General features: G+C 67.1%; 18 protein-coding genes and 4 pseudogenes. 11 read left to right on the top strand and 11 right to left on the bottom strand.

The genetic code is table 11. The annotated features are described in order from the left end of the window. The first annotated feature begins 120 nt into the window (after nt 1–120). Nucleotides 121–1560 (top strand): MFS transporter, encoded by a 1440-nt coding sequence (locus ACQEU6_RS07505; RefSeq protein ID WP_499330019.1) that lies wholly within the window; start codon nt 121–123, stop codon nt 1558–1560. After that, the gene (locus ACQEU6_RS07500) at nt 1557–2375 is read left to right on the top strand and encodes an SDR family NAD(P)-dependent oxidoreductase (RefSeq protein ID WP_499330017.1); all 819 of its coding nucleotides are present in this window, start codon (nt 1557–1559) and stop codon (nt 2373–2375) included. The genes ACQEU6_RS07505 and ACQEU6_RS07500 overlap by 4 nt, the downstream gene beginning before the upstream one ends. A 274-nt stretch (nt 2376–2649) precedes the next feature. Here the strand turns inward: ACQEU6_RS07500 and ACQEU6_RS07495 are convergent, their stop codons facing one another. The 3 genes from ACQEU6_RS07495 to ACQEU6_RS07485 form a co-directional block, all read right to left on the bottom strand. Further along, the gene (locus tag ACQEU6_RS07495; RefSeq protein ID WP_499330015.1) at nt 2650–3072 is read right to left on the bottom strand and encodes a hypothetical protein; all 423 of its coding nucleotides are present in this window, start codon (nt 3070–3072) and stop codon (nt 2650–2652) included. Nucleotides 3073–3387: 315 nt separating this feature from the next. After that, entirely contained in the window at nt 3388–3546 is a 159-nt protein-coding gene (locus ACQEU6_RS07490; RefSeq protein ID WP_499330012.1) for a hypothetical protein, read from the bottom strand. Between the two features lie 549 nt (nt 3547–4095). Further along, on the bottom strand, nt 4096–5049 hold the full coding sequence (locus ACQEU6_RS07485) for a WD40 repeat domain-containing protein (RefSeq protein ID WP_499330010.1): 954 nt from the start codon (nt 5047–5049) through the stop codon (nt 4096–4098). Nucleotides 5050–5419: 370 nt separating this feature from the next. Here ACQEU6_RS07485 and ACQEU6_RS07480 point away from each other — a divergent pair. Then, a pseudogene (locus ACQEU6_RS07480) lies at nt 5420–5554 on the top strand (transposase); the annotation flags it as partial. Between the two features lie 527 nt (nt 5555–6081). Here ACQEU6_RS07480 and ACQEU6_RS07475 read toward each other — a convergent pair. Further along, nucleotides 6082–6423, bottom strand: a pseudogene (locus ACQEU6_RS07475) (transposase); the annotation flags it as partial. 162 nt (nt 6424–6585) lie between these two features. After that, a complete protein-coding gene (locus tag ACQEU6_RS07470) occupies nt 6586–6891 on the bottom strand; it encodes a hypothetical protein (protein WP_499330008.1) in 306 nt (101 codons plus the stop codon). A gap of 225 nt (nt 6892–7116) precedes the next feature. Here ACQEU6_RS07470 and ACQEU6_RS07465 point away from each other — a divergent pair, with 225 nt between their 5' ends. Genes ACQEU6_RS07465 through ACQEU6_RS07445 form a run of 5 tightly spaced genes read left to right on the top strand, consistent with a single transcriptional unit; the run spans nt 7117 to nt 9753 of the window. After that, complete coding sequence (locus ACQEU6_RS07465) at nt 7117–7419, top strand: hypothetical protein (RefSeq protein WP_499330004.1); 303 nt, start codon at nt 7117–7119, stop codon at nt 7417–7419. Next, a complete protein-coding gene (locus ACQEU6_RS07460) occupies nt 7416–7685 on the top strand; it encodes a hypothetical protein (protein WP_499330000.1) in 270 nt (89 codons plus the stop codon). Before ACQEU6_RS07465 ends, ACQEU6_RS07460 begins: the two co-directional genes overlap by 4 nt. Before the next feature lie 38 nt (nt 7686–7723). Further along, nucleotides 7724–8143 carry a transposase gene (locus tag ACQEU6_RS07455; RefSeq protein WP_499328555.1) on the top strand — a complete coding sequence of 140 codons (420 nt, stop codon included), beginning with the start codon at nt 7724–7726 and terminating at the stop codon, nt 8141–8143. Then, nucleotides 8140–9180 carry an IS3 family transposase gene (locus ACQEU6_RS07450; protein ID WP_499329998.1) on the top strand — a complete coding sequence of 347 codons (1041 nt, stop codon included), beginning with the start codon at nt 8140–8142 and terminating at the stop codon, nt 9178–9180. The genes ACQEU6_RS07455 and ACQEU6_RS07450 overlap by 4 nt, the downstream gene beginning before the upstream one ends. A gap of 39 nt (nt 9181–9219) precedes the next feature. Then, nucleotides 9220–9753 carry a Tn3 family transposase gene (locus ACQEU6_RS07445; protein ID WP_499329996.1) on the top strand — a complete coding sequence of 178 codons (534 nt, stop codon included), beginning with the start codon at nt 9220–9222 and terminating at the stop codon, nt 9751–9753. 663 nt (nt 9754–10416) lie between these two features. Here ACQEU6_RS07445 and ACQEU6_RS07440 read toward each other — a convergent pair. From ACQEU6_RS07440 to ACQEU6_RS07420, 5 genes and pseudogenes are all read right to left on the bottom strand, one after another. Further along, nucleotides 10417–11529 (bottom strand): annotated as a pseudogene (locus ACQEU6_RS07440) (IS701 family transposase); the annotation flags it as partial. Between the two features lie 115 nt (nt 11530–11644). Next, entirely contained in the window at nt 11645–12358 is a 714-nt protein-coding gene (locus tag ACQEU6_RS07435; RefSeq protein ID WP_499328613.1) for a hypothetical protein, read from the bottom strand. Nucleotides 12359–12486: 128 nt separating this feature from the next. Then, nucleotides 12487–12648 (bottom strand): hypothetical protein, encoded by a 162-nt coding sequence (locus tag ACQEU6_RS07430; RefSeq protein ID WP_499329994.1) that lies wholly within the window; start codon nt 12646–12648, stop codon nt 12487–12489. 590 nt (nt 12649–13238) lie between these two features. Further along, nucleotides 13239–13679, bottom strand: a complete 441-nt coding sequence (locus tag ACQEU6_RS07425; protein WP_499329993.1) for a cytochrome P450 family protein — start codon at nt 13677–13679, stop codon at nt 13239–13241. Between the two features lie 425 nt (nt 13680–14104). Further along, on the bottom strand, nt 14105–14779 hold the full coding sequence (locus ACQEU6_RS07420; RefSeq protein WP_499329991.1) for an SAM-dependent methyltransferase: 675 nt from the start codon (nt 14777–14779) through the stop codon (nt 14105–14107). Between the two features lie 104 nt (nt 14780–14883). Here ACQEU6_RS07420 and ACQEU6_RS07415 point away from each other — a divergent pair, with 104 nt between their 5' ends. Then, nucleotides 14884–15516 (top strand): Tn3 family transposase, encoded by a 633-nt coding sequence (locus tag ACQEU6_RS07415; protein ID WP_499329986.1) that lies wholly within the window; start codon nt 14884–14886, stop codon nt 15514–15516. Nucleotides 15517–15541: 25 nt separating this feature from the next. Then, nucleotides 15542–16420: a hypothetical protein gene (locus ACQEU6_RS07410; RefSeq protein ID WP_499329982.1), complete on the top strand. Its 879-nt coding sequence runs from the start codon at nt 15542–15544 to the stop codon at nt 16418–16420. Nucleotides 16421–16467: 47 nt separating this feature from the next. Here the strand turns inward: ACQEU6_RS07410 and ACQEU6_RS07405 are convergent, their stop codons facing one another. Next, the gene (locus ACQEU6_RS07405; protein ID WP_499340111.1) at nt 16468–17238 is read right to left on the bottom strand and encodes a transposase family protein; all 771 of its coding nucleotides are present in this window, start codon (nt 17236–17238) and stop codon (nt 16468–16470) included. Nucleotides 17239–17495: 257 nt separating this feature from the next. On the opposite strand from ACQEU6_RS07405, the pseudogene ACQEU6_RS07400 reads away from it, so the two are divergent. Next, a pseudogene (locus ACQEU6_RS07400) lies at nt 17496–18212 on the top strand (recombinase family protein); the annotation flags it as partial. Nucleotides 18213–18239: the final 27 nt, after the last annotated feature.

The following is an 18239-nucleotide window of genomic DNA, read 5'->3' as shown; positions in this document are numbered from 1 at the left end:
ATTGTCGGAGTTGACAGGGCGGCGCTCAAGCAAGAACGATGCCCCCAGAGCGCGGACCGATCGGTCCGCCAATACGGGACCGATCGGTCCGTCATCAATGGTCCGGGAGGGCCTCGCTGAATGAACACCGAGACCGCGCTATCGGACGGGCCAGGCACCAACGCACCGTACTCACGCCGGTGGGCGGCGTTGGTCGTACTGATCATCGCCTTCATGCTGGACCTGCTGAACGTCACGATCGTGAACGTCGCGCTGCCCGCCATCCAGCAAGATCTGCGAGCCGATCCCACCGACCTGGAATGGATCTCGGCCGCCTACCTGCTCGCGTTCGCCGCAGCGCTGATCACATTCGCCCGGGTCGGCGATCTCCTGGGCCGCAAGCGGGTCTTCCTGTGCGCAGTGGCCGCCTTCGCCGTGACCGGCCTGTGGTCCGGCCTCGCGAACAACGTGGAGATGCTGATCACCTCGCGTGCGGCTCAGGGGCTGGCCGCCGCCGCGATCGCCCCACAGGTGATGAGCATCCTCTACAGCATGTTCAGCGGACGCGAGCGGGGCACGGTATTCGGCATGTTCGGCCTGGTCTCCGGGGTCGCCCAGGCGGGTGGGCTGGTGCTCGGCGGCGTGCTGGTCACCGCGGATCTCGGCGGGCTGGGTTGGCACATGATCTTCATAGTCACCGTGCCGGTCGCCGTCGCGCTGGTCGCCCTGGGGGCATGGCTGGTGCCCGAGAGCCGGGTCGCCGGCGGCGTACGCCCCCGGTGGCTCGCCGCCGGAGTGCTCGCCGCCGGGCTGGTCGCCATCGTGTTCCCGCTCCTGGAAGGCCGCACTTTCGGCTGGCCTGCCTGGATCTGGATCTGCCTGATCACAGGCATCGTGGCCGTGGGGGGACTTGCCATCGTCGAGAATCGTCGACCGGAGCGCAGGGCGGGCGCACTTCTGCCCATGGAGCTGTTCCGCAAGCGGGTCGTCACCGCAGCGCTGGTCGTCGAACTGGTCGCCTTCGCGGCTTTCAGCGGCTTCAATCTGATGATCCTGGTGTGGATGCAGAGCAGCCTGGGTTATTCGGCCCTCGACGCGGGGCTGGTCACCATCTCACTCATCGCCGGAGCGCTGGTCCTGACCTCATTCGTCGGCCGTCTCACCCACCGCTTCGGCTACCGCGTGATCCTGGTCGGCTCCCTCACGGGCGCGGCGGGCAGCGCCGCCGTACTGGTCGCCGCCGAGTCAGGTACGGCGGACACGACCGGTTGGGCCCTGGTGCCCGGCCTGTTCCTGCTCGGCGTCGGAACGGTCCTGATCATGCCACCGCTCACCACGCTCTTCCTCGCAGCCATCCCCGTCGAGCACGCCGGTTCCGCCTCGGGCATCTGGAGCACCGGCCAGCAGTTCGGCGCCACGCTGGGCGTCGCCGGCATGGGCGGCGTCTTCTTCGCGGCCGTGGACGACGGCGGCTACGGCTCCGCGATCTCGGTCGGCATGTACGTCATCACCGCGGCCCTGGTCCTCGCTGCCGCGCTCACCTTCACCCTCAAGTCACGGTCACAGGGAGAGCGAGCATGAAGAACATCGTCATCCCGGGCGGCACCGCCGGTCTGGGGAAAGCCGTCGCCCGGACCTACATCGAGCGCGGCGACAACGTCCTGGCCATCGGCCACGACCCTGCCAACGGGGAGAGGTTCGTCAAGGACGGCGGAGAGTTTCTTCTGGCCGACCTCAGCCTGATCCGCGAGAACGAGCGGGTCATCAAGGAGATTGCGACCCGGTTCTCCTCCATCGACGCGCTCGTCCTGTGTACCCGTTTCTTCCGTTCGTACCGCCGCGAGACCTCAGACGGCGTCGAGCATCAGTTCGCCCTGTACTACCTCAGCCGCTATCTGCTCGGGCACGGCCTCGCCGGCCTCCTGGACAAGGCCCCAGAGCCGGTCATCGTGAACGTCGCGGGGCCGGGGGTGCCCGTCGGGCGGATCCACTGGGACGACCTCGAACTCAAACACGGTTACGACGGTTTCGAGGCCCTGTTCCAGGGCGGCAAGCTCAACGACCTGCTCGGCGTCTCCTACGCCGACGCTCACCCCGGCAGCCGGATCCGCTATGCGCTCGCGTTCCCCGGCAACGTGGCGGGCAACCTCGCGGGAGAGTTCGACCCGCAGACGGCGGCCCAGGTCGAGCGAATGAAGGCCGGTGGGCTACCGGTCGCGGTGGGCATCGCCCCGATCATCGACATCATCGACGGCCCGCCAGACGAACCACTGAGCGCATTCTCCGAAGGCCGGCGGCTCAGCCTGACAGGCCCGTCCTTCGACCGGGCCGACGCGGCACGATTGGAGTCCATCACCAAAAGACTCCTGGGCGAAGGAGACCAGGCCTCGATCTGATCACTGAGAAGGGCCTCGCCGTCTCGCGACGGGCACTTCCCCCGTCCGCCAGACCGCACCCGGCTGTCCGCCCACCAGCACCACCCGCGTCCGTCAGCCAACACTCACCGGTCCGCCTTTTCTGGGTGTCCCGCCCGGTTCTCCTTCCATATCGCCGCCAACAAGATCAGTACGCACGCCCGGGAGTTGCGCACGCCCATCCAGGTGCGCCGGCACAACCGAGGTTGCACCGATGCTCGTCGACGCGCATCGGCAGCGCTGAACTGGGCGTCAGTTAGAGGGCGCGGCGTAGCGCGGTGTACTGAAGCGCTGCGAAGCCGGCGACCACGATGGCCTGGAGCACCGCCCACACGGCCCCGACGGTGCTCAGCGAGAACCAGCCCACGACCACCGTGACGACACTCAGCACCGTCCACAGCGAGTTCGCCTCGACCACGGTCGTCACGGCGACCCGCCTGGGCCGGGCGGGCATCGAGATGGCCCACACGGCGGCGGCGTACACCAGGAGAAACGCCCCCAGTGCCCGTCCGGTGGTGGCGTCGAGTCCGAGCAGGTCTTGAAGCGGAGCGGCAACAGCGAGGTAGAGCAGACCGTTGGCACCAGTCACGATCGCGTCCGCACGCAGCGCCAGACGCAGCAGCCGGCGGGCATCGGCGAACAGGCCGGCGGAGTTGTGTCTCGTGGCCGTGTTGGTCATCGGAGTCCTCTTTCCGGGGTTACTTGCCTTGACGACCTCGACGCTATGGGCGTCCGGTCGTCAGAGCGATTACCTGGGAGGTAGCCGTGGCCACAACGTCGTCGTGGTGGCCGGCCACCCTCGCCGAACGGGCCCGAGCCGCCGAACAGCACGCCGCAGAGACCGTCCAGCATGATTTACGGGCGGCCCCATCGATCAGGGTGCGTGATGCGCAAGCGCCTCGTTTCCCATTCCCGGAAGATGAAGAGGCGGCCCCCGGTGAAGGGGGCCGCCTCGATAACCTACGGGCGCGTCATAGGCCAGCAGGTTTCGCGGTCACTGCCCGAAGGGGTTGTCGGGGTCGAGGTTGACCTCGCCCGGCTTGACCTCCAGCGGATCCCTCAGCGGCTCCTCGGGCTGGGGCGCCTGCGGCTCCCCTCCCTGAGGGGGCGCCTGCGGCTCCCCTTCCTGCGGGGTGCTCGATGTGTTCTGCATGGTGAACCATCCTGCGGTTTGGGTTTTCATCCCCTACGCAAAGCGCGGTTGGACGGCTCCGTTACGTCATCCGGAGCTGTGAAGGACCGTCCCAGGTGGTTCCGTCAGGGCAACCGCCGCTCGGACGCGGGCCGCCTCGAACTCTCAACGGCGACCTCCCGCCCTCGGCGTACGCGCCGGCCGCAGGTGTGCGGGCTGGACGCGGACGACCTGGACCGGCCGCCTTCGGGCCAACCTCTACTCCGTCCTCGCGAACGAAGTGTTCCGCCGTCGGTTGGTCGAGGTGTGGGCATCGGTGGATCGGTCGGCCTGCACGTCACCGTTCTCGACGATGGCGGGACAAACTGCTGGCTGGTGCGTTCGTGGGCGTGTGGGCGAAGCTGTGCGTTGGAGGGCGGGTGCTCGCGGCGCTTGTGCGTTGTGGTGAGACCGGCCGTGACCAGGACGGGCTGCTAGGGCCTGTCCCGCGGATCAGGTGACGGGGTCATGGCAGCCAGATCCGGATCGACGCGACGTCGATGGCGCACTGGTCGATGCCAGTGGCGCGGCCTAGGCAAGGTCAGACTCGTCCCAGATTCGCAGTACGCCGTCGCTCCCAGAGGTAACAAGAACCCGTCGACCATCGACGATCGTCGACTCCATGGTCGTGATGCCGTGCCCGTGCGCGTTGACTTGGCCGACCTTGGTCCCGTCGGTTGCGTCCCATAGGTGCAGCGAGTTCTGGGCCGGGGTCAACACCAGCGGCCGCTCGTCAACCGTCATCACCGCCACCGTCTCCAGAGACCCGCCCGAGGCGGCGACCGGTCCGTACAACAACTCGTCTGGTTCGGCACCAAGAGCCCAGGCGTACAACTCGCCCAACTCGGTCACAGCGACGATCACCGTACGCTCTGCGGCAGCGCAGGCCGTCACCGCCCATACCCGTCCCTCGTACGGATAGAAGGAGCCGATCTTGGCAGGTGTCGCGGCGTCCCACACTTCGACTCCGGACCCGCCCGCCAAGATCAGGCGGCGGCCACCGACCCGCGCCGCCCCAAGGCAGGAAAGCCGGCTCACTTCGCCAAGTAGTGTGTCCGCGCCGGTCGGCGACCAGAGCCGCACCTCCTCGGAATACTGCTGTGCGGTGACGACCGCTCCGTCGAGCGCGATGACATCGGCGAGGTAGGCGCCGTTGAGTGGTGCCCGCCACCGGAGGGAACAGCTGCCGAGATCCCACAGAGCTGGTTCCTGTTCGTCTCCACCGGCCGCCAAGAGCAGCGCACCGTCAACGGAAAGTGCGGCAACCGTGTCGATGACGTTCTCAGCATCGGGGAACTCTGCGACGGCCGGATCCCCCGCGTGCGCGTACGGGAGAGAGCGCGCCACCCATGCCCCGGTCGACGGAGACCATGTCCACACCCCGCCCCACGCTTCCGCGCAGACGATCAGGGAACTCCCCGCATGGTGCACAACGGAAAAGTCACAGATCGAGGAATCACTGGGAATCGTTGCGCTCATGATCATTCAAGGATCGTAGCGACCAATGCACAGCTAAGTCACGACTTCCACAACGAATGAAGCAAGACCAGACAATTCACGGGACAGGTCCTAGGTGTTACTGCCCAGGGACGTTGGTCAGGCTCCTGATCTCGGGGTGGCCTGATAGTTACGTGTCGTGAACGAGGAGTTGCTCAAGCGACACGTTCTGACCGATGCGGAGTGGGCGCAGTTGGAACCTCTGTTGCCCTCGACCACGCGCGTCGGGGGTGTGGGGTGCGGTGCGGCCGCACGCGGTGCGGCTGGTGGCGGCGGGTGCGGCTGGTGCGGCGGCCACGGCAGGGCGGCCGGTGGGCTGACCACCGGATGGTGATCGACGGGAGTCCGGACCCGGACCGGCCCGCCCTGGCGGGACCTGCCGGGGTGCTACGGGAACTGGAAGACGGTCTACAACCGGCATCGGCGCTGGTCACTGGACGGAACGCGGACCACGATCCTGGGACGGGCTGCGCGCCGGATGCGACGCGGGTGAGGGCGAGGACCGGACGGTGTCGGCGGACTCGACCATCAACCGCGCTCACCAGCACGCGGCCGGTGCACGCAAGGCCCCGGCCGCTGATGACCCCACAGGGGGACAAAACGAATGGCAAGAGACCGGGCGGGAGACGCTGGGCAAGTCCCGGGGCGGCTGGACCACCAAGATTCATCTGATCGCCGACCGGCGGTGCCGCCCGATCGCCCGGCTCACCTCGCCCGGGCAGCATGCCGACTGCCCACGGCTCACCTCGCTCAGGGAACAGATCCGCATCGTCGGGCCGTCCGCGGCGCACCCCGGGCGCCCTGCTGGCCGACAAGGCCTACTCCTCCCGCGCCAACCGTAGCTACCTGCGCGGACGTCGCATCCGTACGGCATCCCGGCCAAAGAAGACCAGAAACAGCATCGCCGCAACGGCGGTCGCGCCGGAGGCCGGCCACCCGGCTTCGATCCCGAGCGCTGCGGCGGCGGGCAAGGCAGAGGACCAGATATGCGACAGGCGTTCGACGCGACACCCCTTATTAGATGAGGGCGGCGTTGGGCTTTTTGCCCTCGGCCCTCGTCCTGTCGTAGTAAGCCCTGCTCAGCGAGTCGGAGGGAAGCGAACGCGGCCAGGAACATGGCGCGTTTGAGAGCCTTGTTTCCGCCCTGGGGTGGGTGTTCGCCCTTGCTGGACGATCCGGACCGGCGGGTGACGGGCGCGCGGTCGGCATAGGCGGCCAGGTGCCCGGGGTGGCGAAGGCGGAGATGTCACCGATCTCCAGCAGGATCCGTGCGCTGGTCCTGATCCCGAGGCCGGACATCGAGATCAGGACCCTGGCAAGAGGGTGTGCATCAAGGATCTCCTCCACCTGGATCGCGGCCGCGGTGGTGCCGGGGACACTCTGCTCCGCACCTTTCCTGCGCCGAGCGGGAAGAGATCTCACGCGGGCTGGCGGTAGGGGAGCCCGGCCGCTCCGCGGTCTGCGGTGACGACGGGCAGGTGCTCGGCGAGAGCGGAGAAGCAGGCGCGCCGGGGGCCGTGGCTCTTATGGGTCGATGACGGGTACACAGGTCTTCACGTAGATCAGGCGGCTGACGCCGGCCGTCCCCGCCATCGCCGCTACGAGGCCCGCCCAGTTCAGCCCGGGTGCGGTCAGCTTCTCGAACGTGATGGAGAAGGGGACCGTCGCGATGGCGAGGGCGACGGTGACGCCGAGCCACTGGACGCCGTGGCCGCCATAGCTGTGCTCCCTCGTCCACATCCGCCCCTCGGGCGTCCACGAGCTGTTCTTGCGGAAGCCGACGCGGAACACCACCACCGCGGCGGCGACCTCGCCGGCCAGGACGCCCATGGCGGGCGGCCCGAAGACGTCCTCGACCTCCAGTCAGCCGCCGGCCGCGATACCGAGCGAACCTCCGAGGACCAAGGCGAGAAGGGGCAGCACCGAACCGACCCATCCGTAGCCGGTGGTCTTCGCGCGTCCCAAGGCTTCCTCCCGCTCCCGATTCCGCAGATCGTCCGATCATGCTGGACGTCCGATCATGCCTACGGTCCGTCACGTTCGGGTCACGGTGGCATGAGGGCGCGCCGTCACATCGTCGCCGGGATCGCCGCGGTGTTGCGGGCCGGGGCGCCCACCGCCGACGCGGTCGCGCTGGAAGCACGCAAAGCCGCCGAGGCCGACGACTCCGCCGACGTCCCCGCCCCCGAAGCGGCGGCGCCGGCCAAGGCCGCGACGGTGACCTCGCTCACCGAGCGGCGGCTGGCGCAACTGCCGCCCGAGCGGCGGCCGTTGCCGTCGGTGGCCCACTACGACCAGCTCCTGCGCCGCCGCCCGCCCGGGAGGCAGGGACCGACCAGCCAGGAAGAGGCCCGATGACCGCCATCAACCGTCACCGCGGACTGACCGAACAGGCCGCCGAAACAGCCGTGGACAGCGCTTGCCGGATGCTGAGGCTGCCCACCGTCCGCGCCAAGTTCCCCGAACTTGCCGAGGCCGCCGTCCGCGACCAGATGACCCACTGCGGGTTTCTGGCCGAGCTGCTCATGGCCGAGTGCGACGACCGCAACCGCCGCCGCTCCGAACGCCGTATCCCTCTGTGTCAGGCTCAGGTGGGACACAAGGGGACAAACATCCCTAACTGACATGAGCAGGGCGAGAACGGGTACCGAGCCGAGTGACGATGACCAGCCACGACCTCCCTCCCGACGACGGCCCCCGAGCCGGCCGACCCAAGCGGCGGACCTTCTCGGCCGCCTACAAGCTGCGGATGGTGGAGGAGTACGACAATGCCCCGACCGGCGAAAAGGGTGCGCTGCTGCGCCGTGAGGGCCTGTACGAATCCAGCATCTCCTCGTGGCGCCGGCAGCGCGACGCCGGGCAGTTGACTTCGTCGGGATCGGCCCGTCCGACGCCCAAGAAGGAGAAGTCGCCGGAGCAGGTAGAACTGGATCAGCTGCGCAAGGAAAAAGCGCGGCTGGAACGGCAAAACTCCGCCATGGCCAAGAAACTCAAGCAGACCGAGGCCGCCCTGGACATCATGGGAAAAGGTATCGCGCTCTTGGAAACGATGTCCGAGAGCGCGGACACCGAGAACTCGTGAACACCTGCCGGGCCGACACCTTCGCCCTGCTGGCCGAGCATCTGACGATCACCGTCTCGTGTGCATTGACGGGCCTATCGCGTTCGGGCTTCTACCGGCGGCGGAAGCCGTCCCCCGAAAGCGGTGAAGCGGCGGTGCGGCCGTCCCCGCCGAATGCACTGACCGCCGGTGAGCGCGCCGAACTTGTGGCCGCTCTCAACAGTGACCGGTTCGCCGACAAGGCGCCCCGCCAGGTGTGGGCGGCGCTGTTGGACGAGGGCGTCTACCTGGCGTCGGTGTCGACGATGTACCGGGAGTTGCGGCTGCGTGACCAGGTCCGCGAGCGGCGCGCCCAGGCCCGCCACGAGGCCGGGAAGAAGCCCTACCTGGTCGCCCGTGCACCTAATGAAATATGGACCTGGGACATCACGAAGCTGCGAGGCCCCGGTCCCCGCAGGTTCTACGACCTGTACGTGATGCTCGACATCTTTTCGCGCTGCGTCGTGCACTGGGAAGTGCACCCGCGCGAGTCCGGAGAACTGGCCGAGCAGTTCATGCAGAACTCGTTTGCCGCCAACGGCGGGATCGTGCCGGGAACGATCCATTCCGACAACGGCACCTCGATGACGTCCAAGGCGGTGACCGACCTGCTGGCGGACCTGGACATCATCAAGTCCCACTCCCGCCCGAAGGTCAGCAACGACAACCCCTACAGCGAGGCGCAGTTCCGGACCCTGAAGTACTGTCCCGTCTTCCCGGAGAACTTCGGGTCGATCGACGAGGCCGAAACGTTCTGCCACCACTTCTTCAACTACTACAACCACGAGCATTACCATTCCGGGATCGGACTGCACGTCCCCTTCTCGGTCCATGTCGGCACCGCGCCCGCAATCCAGGACAGGCGCGGCCAGACCATCGAGGCGTTCCGTGCGGCGAACCCACGGCGGTTCACCCGGGCTCCCGCGCTGCCCAAACTCCCCGCGGTCGCGTGGATCAACCGGCCCGGCCAGGACACCGCCGCCCAGACCAGCGTTGACCAGGGAGAAGACGCCGCTTAACGATCACTGACCCCTGTCTCATTTGACTTGACACCTACCGTGGTGTCGAAGATCAACACACGGGCGGAACGGAAGGTCGAGAAGGCGGTCGAGGCCGAGGCCAAGAAAGTGCATCGCAAGACCGAGAAGTTGTTCTCGATCGCAGAGGCGTCGCTGGCTGCGCCGGAGGGCACGGTCCGCCACGTAGTGTTCCCGGCGGTGCCGGGCGGGGAGACGACGTTGCGGGCGCTGGTCACCGAGGCCAAGGCGGATGCCGGGCACACAAGGCTCGGGTCCGCACGGGTCGTGGAGAACTCGAACTCCGCCAACACCGACCTGTTCTACGGCAGCGCCGGCATCCCCGGCAGCGACAAGGAGCATCAGGAGGTGTCCATGCTCTGCCTGCATCTGCTCCAGTCCGCGCCGGTGTTCATCAACACCTTGCTCGTCCAGTCCGTCCTGAAGGATCCCGCCTGGCAGCAGACGATGACCGACGCCGACAAACGCGGCCTGTCCCCGCTGTTCTGGTCCAACGCCAACCTCTACGGCACCATCGACATGGGACGCCGCCTCGACCTGGACCTCTCCGCCTGACAGAGATCAGGGCCACCTCATTCGGCCAGGTCACCGTCGTCCTGTCTGCTCAATCGTCCCGACTGAGCGGGCGGGGGCGCTCTGGTCGGGAAGCAGGTCGTGCAGCGCGGTCCGTACGGCCACCCCGCTCACCCTGTGCCTGCGGGTGAGGGCGGCGATCGAGGAAGAAATCCATGGCCCATCCACCACCCCGAAGCCACATTTGGATAGCGCAATCGACTGCCGCGGCCACGACCTCGGCGATCAACTGCAATGCCCGGCGTTTCTGGCCGCGATGGCGTCGGTGCGGAGCCGGTCGCCGCCGTAAGCGACCTCGTTTGGCACGAGGAGGACTAATAGGGCAGCCGCAGTTAGTGATCTCGGGTTCGTTGTCGCCGGTAATGGCATCGGCGGGCGCGGAGTTGGTGGCGGCGTCGCCAGTGTGACCAGCGCAGATGGTGATTCCAGGAGTGCTGGGGTTGGTGGGCCAGAGCGTGCAGGCGGCGGATCTCGTTGACGGTGAGCGGGATCAGCTCGTCGTCTCCGAGGTGATCGACGGTGAGCGATTCGTCACGCGGATTCGGAGGGGCGTTTCGTTGTCCACAGGCTGCCGGCCCCCTGTGTGGCGAGCTCGTGCTCGCCCTGGTCAGTGCCCGTTTCGGTGCCGAGACCAGGATCAGGGCCGGGCGGCGGCTCGGTTTCCTGCGCCGCCGCCGCGGTGAGGGCCAGATGAGCATGTGCGACCATGGCCAGCGTGATGTGCCGATACCAGGCCAGGCGCTTGCGGACCTGGTAGTGATCGAGGCCGACCTCGTTCTTGGTCGCCTGAAAACATTCCTCGATGCTCCACCTGGATCCGGCCACCCGCACCAGCTCGCCCAATGTCACCGGCCCGGTGCTGTAGCAGCGGTAGAAGGCCAGCTCGGAGGGGTCGGACACGCTGCGGCGCACCAGCAGTTGATGGTGCTCGTCCAGGTGGATCCAGGCCCAGTCGTACCACCTTTCGCCCTTGGAACCTGGTCCGCACGAGTACCGCTGCCACGCGTCGGCGGCCAGGTCCGCGGCCAGATGATCGGCCCGCATCTTGCCGGTGGCCAGGGTGAGGTGGTGATCGCACGACACCGCCATGACGTAGTTCAGCCCGCGGCGCTCCAGCTTGGTGCGCAGCGGCCCGTTGTCACCGTAGGCCTCGTCCCCTGTCACCCAGCCGAACAGGAAGAGCGGGTCGTCGGCGGCACGTTCGATCATCACCCACGCCAGCTCCGGCTTGGTCGAAAACCGCAGGTCATCGTCCACTCCGGCATCGGCCAGCCGATCCGGGGCGGCATACCAGGACTTGGGCACATACAACTCCCGGTCGATCAGCACCCGATGCCGGCCCGGATCGACATAGGAGCAGAACACCCCGATCTGACAGTTGGTGATCTTCCCCGCGGTGCCGGTGTACTGCCGCTGCACCCCCGCCGACCGGCGGCCGGTCTTCTCAAACCCGGTGTCATCGACCGCCAGCACCCCATCGGCCGAGCCGATCCGCCGGGCCACCACGCGACGCAGCGCGTCCCGCACCCGATCGGCATCCCACACCGCAGCGTTCAACAACCGCTGCATCCCATCCGGCGTGGAGTCCCCGGCGAACTCCGCCAGCGACCACCCGTTCTTATGCTCCAGCCCGCTCAGCAATCCCAGCACATACGCCCGGGCCCGCAACCTGGGCTCCCGCCGGAACACCGCCGGGGCCACCACCTCGCCGAACAGCTCATCCAGCCGCCGTACCCACCCGGCCGGGTCGATCTCCATTACGGTCACGGCCTCCGCCGGTCATGTCGTCCATGCACATCTTCATGATCACAGCGGTGGCCGTCTCACGTCCGGCTCCGTCACCGAACCGAGATCGCCAAGTGCGGCTGCCCGACTATTCGGTGTGGAAGCCCGCGAGGTACTCGCGCACGATGTCGGCGTAACCGCCCGTGGTGGACGGCCAGGACGCCACGAGACGCTCCACCCGCTCCCGGTGGACCTGGATCCGGCTCGGCAGAACGAGGTGAAGCGCGGCCCCGATCTGAAGTTCCAACTCGTCCGACTCGGTCGCGCGGACAAGCAGGTCGTCGACCTCCGGTGCCTCGACCCCGTTCAGAGCCGAAAGCGCGTCACACCGCTCTGCGATGTCGAGCGTCTCATCGAAAACCATGCCGCCGACCACCGCCAGCAGCCGCGGATTCGGTACGGGCCCGTCCTGCAACGCGGCGGAGGCCGCGAAGATACCCGCTTCCCGCACGTTCACGTCAGTGGCGCCTTCGAGAGCGTCAGCGATCAGGTCCGCGTCCTCGGCCCCGGCCAGGTTCATCATCGCACGCAGGGCATGCACGTGGTCGACACCCTCCTCGCTGGATGCCGGAAGGCGGCGGAGCATACCCCGCGCGGCGACAAGCACCTCGTCGGCGAACGGCTCAAGCGGATTCCCCCCGGCAAACCGACTGCGCGTCACCGCGTCCTGGTATTCGTCCAGGGCTTCGCTCACGTACTCACTGTGCAGCAGGATGCCGAACGCGCGCAGATAAGAGTCCTTGCTGGTCGGGGCCCTCAACTCGGCGAGCGCCCAGTCGAGGTTCACGTTCTCCAGGGGCATATGTCTCAGGATCTCAGGGTCCGGTCCGCGATGGATCAGGCTAGCGGGCACACCGTCTTGATCACAGAGGTGGCCGCCTCACATCCGGCTCCGTCACCGAACCGAGATCACCAAGTGCGGCTGCCCTATTAGCGGCCGTCGCAGAGCAACATGCGCCCCGCCCGGGTCGCGGACTGGGCCCGCCACACCTCGACGGCGTCCGAATCCAGCGGCGGCGCGAGTTCTGTGATCGCGGTGATCGCGGCCGTCAGCTCTCGACGGGGAACGACGACCTCGATCCGAGCCCACATCGCCTCGACCGTCTCGGCCGCCAGCGATCGTGAATGTCGTCGCCATCGTGGGCCGTGCGAAGGTGCACTGCCGGGACCTCAACCGATCGGTGTCGGCCCGGCGGTGGCGATCCAGAGCTGTCGAGCAGCGGCTGAGCATCACTCGCCGACGCTTCCTCCCGGAGGAAACCTCAGCGGTACCGTCTCGAACCTGATCTCAGTGGCAGGCCACAGCACGCGTAGCTCCACTCCTTCTTCTTGGCTGTACTCGGGAATACGGCGGTGGAACTCCTCCAATGCCGTGCACGGTTCCAGACGTGCCAGTTCATCACCCAGGCAATAGTGGGCGCCTAGCCCGAAGGCCATATGGCGGCCAGTGCGCTGAATCTTCAAAGTGTCGGGATCATCGATTTCGACTGGATCCCGGTTAGCGGCTCCCAGGGCAACCATGACGACACTTCCCGTGGCGCGATGGTCTCCCCTTCGACCACGACTTTCTGTGTCGTGATACGAGGGACGAAGGGGGTGGGCGACTCGAAACGCAGGAACTCCTCAACAGCGCCAGGAATGAGGGAAGGGTCGGCAACGAGCTCCCGACGCAACCCGGCGTTCTATGCCAGGTGGCCGAACATCGTTGTCAGCGCGGATGCGACCGTGCCGAGGCCTGCCAGGACGAACAGGAATGCCAAGCCCAGCAGCTCGCGGTCGGTGAGTCGCTCACCATCGCCAGCCTCGGCCAGAATTCTGCGGAACAGGCCGTCCGGGGCCTTGCGACCGTGCTTGAACTCCTCGAGACGGTCTTCGAAGTAGGTCTCCAACTCCTCTGTCGCGGCTCGCACTTCCGCCCTCGGAATATCCGATCCCGGGTCGGCGCCGCCGGCGATTACCCGCTGCCAGCGGATGAATGAATCCAAATCGTCCATCGGCAGCCCAGAGAACGCAAGAAAAACCCGGGCAGGAAAGAATAGCGCGATGTCGGCGATATCACAGTCGCCGGAATCGATGAAGCCATCGATAAGCCCATTGATCTCAGCCTGCACCGTCGGCTTCATAGCACCAACGGCACGCTTACTGAAAACGGATTCAAAAACCGGCGGATCTCGGTGTGCCGTGGAGGGTCCACGGCGACTGGAACCAACGGATAGGTGCAACCCAACGTCGCCGACGCGATAGTGGACGAAAGCGCCTAAAAATGTTTAAGTACATACCTGGCCGCTTTGGCGGTCACGATGTAGTGGCCCGCAGGTCCCGCGTTGACCAGTGGTCCGTGGGCCAGCAGCAAACGGTAGGCCTTCGTGCGGCTGGTGGAGATGGGAAGGTCCGCACGATCGAAGCTTACGTTGGTCTTGGGCATTTCGGGCATTCGGTCGCTCCGGTGGTGTTTGGGCTGTCTGCTCTGTGCAGGCTCGACAGATGAACGTCGGGCGATAGCCGCGATGCCGGGCCTGTGGCCCCGGCATCGGGGGGGCGAAAGGCTCTAAATGCGGCGCGTGGCTCTTCCTCCAGGCTTGCGCGCCACCACACAAAGAACCCGCATGTCCAGCGGGGGCTCATATGCCTTCTCTGGCCGCCACCGCTGCACCATCTCGACGCCGGGCGCGACGACCTTAAGGCCAGCGCACCACGCGCTGAGCTCCTCCCTTGAACGGGGCTCGAAGGAAGGGAACAGCTTGGTACACACCTCTATCATTTCCGGTGACACCCCCTCGGCGACACACGCGGACACAATGAGGTAGCTGCCCGGCGGCGCCATCACGTCGACATATGCCGACACCGTCTCCGAGATATCCCCGGGGATGAGGTGAAATACGGCGGTCGAGATGACGCCGATCGGCTTGGACAGATCAATCAAACGAGCCGTCTCGGCGGCCCCCAACACCGCGGAAGTGTCCCCCAGGTCAGCCAGAACGATCCCGGTATTCTCCGAGTCGCCGGGAAGGAAAGCTCGCCTGTGCGATTCGACCATGGGGTCGATGTCATTGTAGACCACCCGCGCATGCGGAGCCACTTCATGGGAAAACGGCTGCACACTGCCACCATCTGGCAAACCCGATCCCAGAACAAGGTACTGCTCGACTCCTGCCTTGGTGACTTCCCGGACGGCCCTGCGCGTGAAGTCACGATTGAGCGTCGCGCTGCATGACCCGCTCAAGTGCCGGGCCCGGCTTCGTCGGGCGATTGGCCTCCTCTGACAGCAGCTCCTGCATGCGCCCCGAAGACCTTCATGCCCCGACCAGGGCGAGGCGCCAGCCCACCGTGCATGGGACGCACGCCGGGCCGCTGCTCGCCGACCGGTGGAACCAGGACCTGGTCGCCGGCCGCTGGGCCGACCTGCTGCGCATGGGCGGGTCGCTGAAGTTCGGGGAGGCGACCGCATCGCTGATCGTCGGGAAGTGGTCGGCGGCGTCCCGGCTGAACACCCTCGCCGCGGCGCTCAAGGAGTGGGGTCGGATCCGCCGCACCGTCCACGCCGCCCGCTACCTGTCCGACCCGGTCTACCGACGGACGATCTCCCGGCAGCTCAACAAGGGCGAGTCCCTGCACGCGCTGCGCCATGACCTGCACTACGCCCAGCAGGGCACCATCGTCCGCCCCCACCTTCATGACCAGACCGAACAGGGCTGGTGCCTGCCCCTGCTCACCAACGCCGTCATCACCTGGACCACCGAGTACTACGGCATCGCCATCGGCCGGCTACGCGACCAGGGCCGCGACATCGGCGACGAGCTGCTGTCGTTCATCGCCCCCGGCCACCGCGAGAACATCAACTTCTTCGGCTTCATCAACGTCGACATCGAAGCCGAACTTGCCGAACTCATCGAAGAGTGGCGGCCCTTGCGCCCCACCACCGTCAACGAGTCCGGAACCACCTACATGCTCAGCCCCTGAGGCGTCGAAAGAGAGGACCGTGATCATGGACATTGACGAGGCGAACCGCCTGTGGCGGAAGGCGCTGGCCGACGGCGACCCAGGCGGCATCGAACGGTTGCTGCGGCGCGACACTCGACTGAAGCTGTTGGGGCATGAATGGTCGGGAACCCTCGAGGCAGCGGAGACGGCCGAACTGCGGGGGCTTCTGCTGCTTGGCGGCGGCGACGTTCCGTTCGCTGCGGACTCTCCGTGGTGCATACCGGTCGGCGCGGGCCTCGCCGACACGCTGGAACACGTGTGGGCACCAGTCGCCGGACGCTGCCCAGGCTTCCTCGCGGCGCTGGGCTCGGAGGTGCTCGGGCTGGCGTTGGTCGCGATGGAGGGCAGGTACCTGCTCGGGTATCTGTACCTCGCCGATCGTGGAGGGGAGTTGCCGCGCGATCTGAAGGACTTGCCGCCGTACACGGGGTCGAACTCCCTGGACGTACTGTGGGGGACGGCCCCGACCCGTCTCGGCGCGGCCGACGTCGTCCCCCTGCTGGATCAGCCGCTCCCCGCGGGAGTTCGTGACCTCGCTGCGGTCCACGCCTCCCTCACCTCGTTCGACTTCGATCTGCGCCTGGACCGCTTCACCACGACGCTCGGCGCCTCGACCCTCGAGGACTACGAGGGGGAAGACCCCGGCGACTACGGCCAGGACGAAGACTTCGTCCGCGCGGTGAACGGCGAGTTCGACCACTGGATACGGTTCTGCACGTGCGACTCCGCCGCTGAGGCCTACTTCCTGGACATGGCAGACCGCGATCCCCACGGCATCCCCCGAGTCGCGTTGTCGAGCATCAACGGCACCTCCCAGCGGCCCGGCGACCCCTTCTGGGACTGGCTCGATAAGGCAGTGCCATCCCTGCTCTTCTGCGTATGAGCATGGTTGAAACACGCCGCTCATATCTCAGTGAGCCCATTCCATCTTCAGTTGGCCTGGTGGTGGAGGGTGAGGATGGCCTGGATGATGGCGGTCAGTCTGCTGGGTGAACAGCGGGCCTTGCGCAGGATGTGCCAGTTCTTGAGCGTGGCAGCGCCCCGCTCGCCCTGGGCACGGACTTGGGCGTGATGCCGGTTGAACAGCTTCTTGGGTTTGCCCAGTGTGCGGCGCTTGCGCCGTTTGTACGGCGTGCCGATCGCGCCGCCGGCGCCGACGTATCCCTTGTCGGCGTAGCAGGCGATCGCTCGCGCGGTCAGGCCGGCGACGATGCCGTGGTGACGGGCGGCGGTCAGATCATGGGTCGATCCCGGCAGCGCCGGGGACGCCCAGATCAGTTCGCCGTGCGGATCGGTGAGGAACTGGACGTTCACTCCGTGCCGCCGGTGCTTGCCCGAGTAGAACAGCCGATCGTTCTCGCCCGACAGGCGGTCGGTGGCGATGAGGGTGCCGTCCAGGATGACGTAGGCCTTGCGCTGTGCGATCCGGAGGGCTTCGCGCAGGTCGGGTGCCTGTTCGGCGAGCAGTTCCACGACCTCGGTCACATACCGGTGTGCGGTGGCGGCCCCGACGCCGAACGCGGCGGCCAGGCGGGCGAAGGGTTCGTTGCGGCGTAGATGCACCAGCACCAGCAGCGCTTGGCGGTCCGGGCCCAGCACTCGCCACCGCGTTCCGATCTGGCGGCGGCGCTCGCGCACCAGCCGGGCCACGAACGTAAGGGTCTGGCGCGACAGATCGAGCGCGGCACGGTAGAAAAGCACATGAAGCTCCTGCGCGGACAAGGTTGATCTTGGTCGACAACCTCATCTAGCAGGAGCTTCACTCTTTGCGGGCGCCTATCTGCCGTCCGCAACCAGCCCGTGACCTGCAGGCTCGGGTTGGAATTGCCTCAGTGGACAACCGCGGCGGCAGGGGCGTAGCCGACCAAACACGTACGGATCGGCTACGCCCGCGCCTCGACCGTCCGCCAGTCCTGGACACCTAGCTCGACTCCCTCAAGGAATCCGGCGTCACCCGGGTCTTCTCCGAAAAGGTCTCTACCCGCGCGACCAGCCGTCCCGCACTCGACAAGGCGGTGGGCCTGGCCCAGGAACTGCGGGCCACCGGCGTCGCGGTCACCCTTGCCGTGCACGAGCACAAGCGGCTCGGCCGCGCTGTCGAACTGGCTGCGCCGGCCGAACACTCAAAGCCGCTGGCATCCGGCCTAGAGTTCCTGAGCGGCGAGCTTCAGGGCTCTCACGACACGTCCGGGATCGTGTTCACCGTGCTCGCGGCGCTGTCCGGGATGGAAGGCGAGTACATCCGCGACCACACCCTACAAGGCCACGAATCGGCCTGCACCCGCGGCAAAGCCATCGGCGGCGCCACCGCAACCGACGACGCCATGCTCAGCATGGCCCTCCACCTGCGCGAGCGAAACCACAGCCTCCGCGACATCGCCGTCCGGTTGTCATCAGCAAGGGCAAGAAGAAAGGCCAGCACCCCTCACCAGCGACTGGCAGGCGCAGGAGACCTTCGAGGTCTACGTGCGGCAGAACTCGGTGCTGCTGCCGCCCGGCGAGGCCGGCCGGTTCGGCGTCGGGGACGTGGGGTGCTGGTACGGGCCGTGGCGGCCGCCAGGTCCACGCCGGCGTCTGGTTTCGCCTGCTGCGCTCGATGCTGGACGAGGTCAGCATCGCCCTCACCACCCGCCGCGCTGCCGCCCGCTCCACCCTGGAGCGCACCTGGCAGGTGACCGGCCACCCGCCGCGCCGCGGCCAAA

The organism is Spirillospora sp. CA-108201 (genome assembly GCF_050936235.1).
In the GTDB taxonomy this organism is placed as follows: domain Bacteria; phylum Actinomycetota; class Actinomycetes; order Streptosporangiales; family Streptosporangiaceae; genus Spirillospora.
Note: the sequence above shows the minus strand (reverse complement) of the source record. Positions and strands in the feature narration are given on the sequence as shown.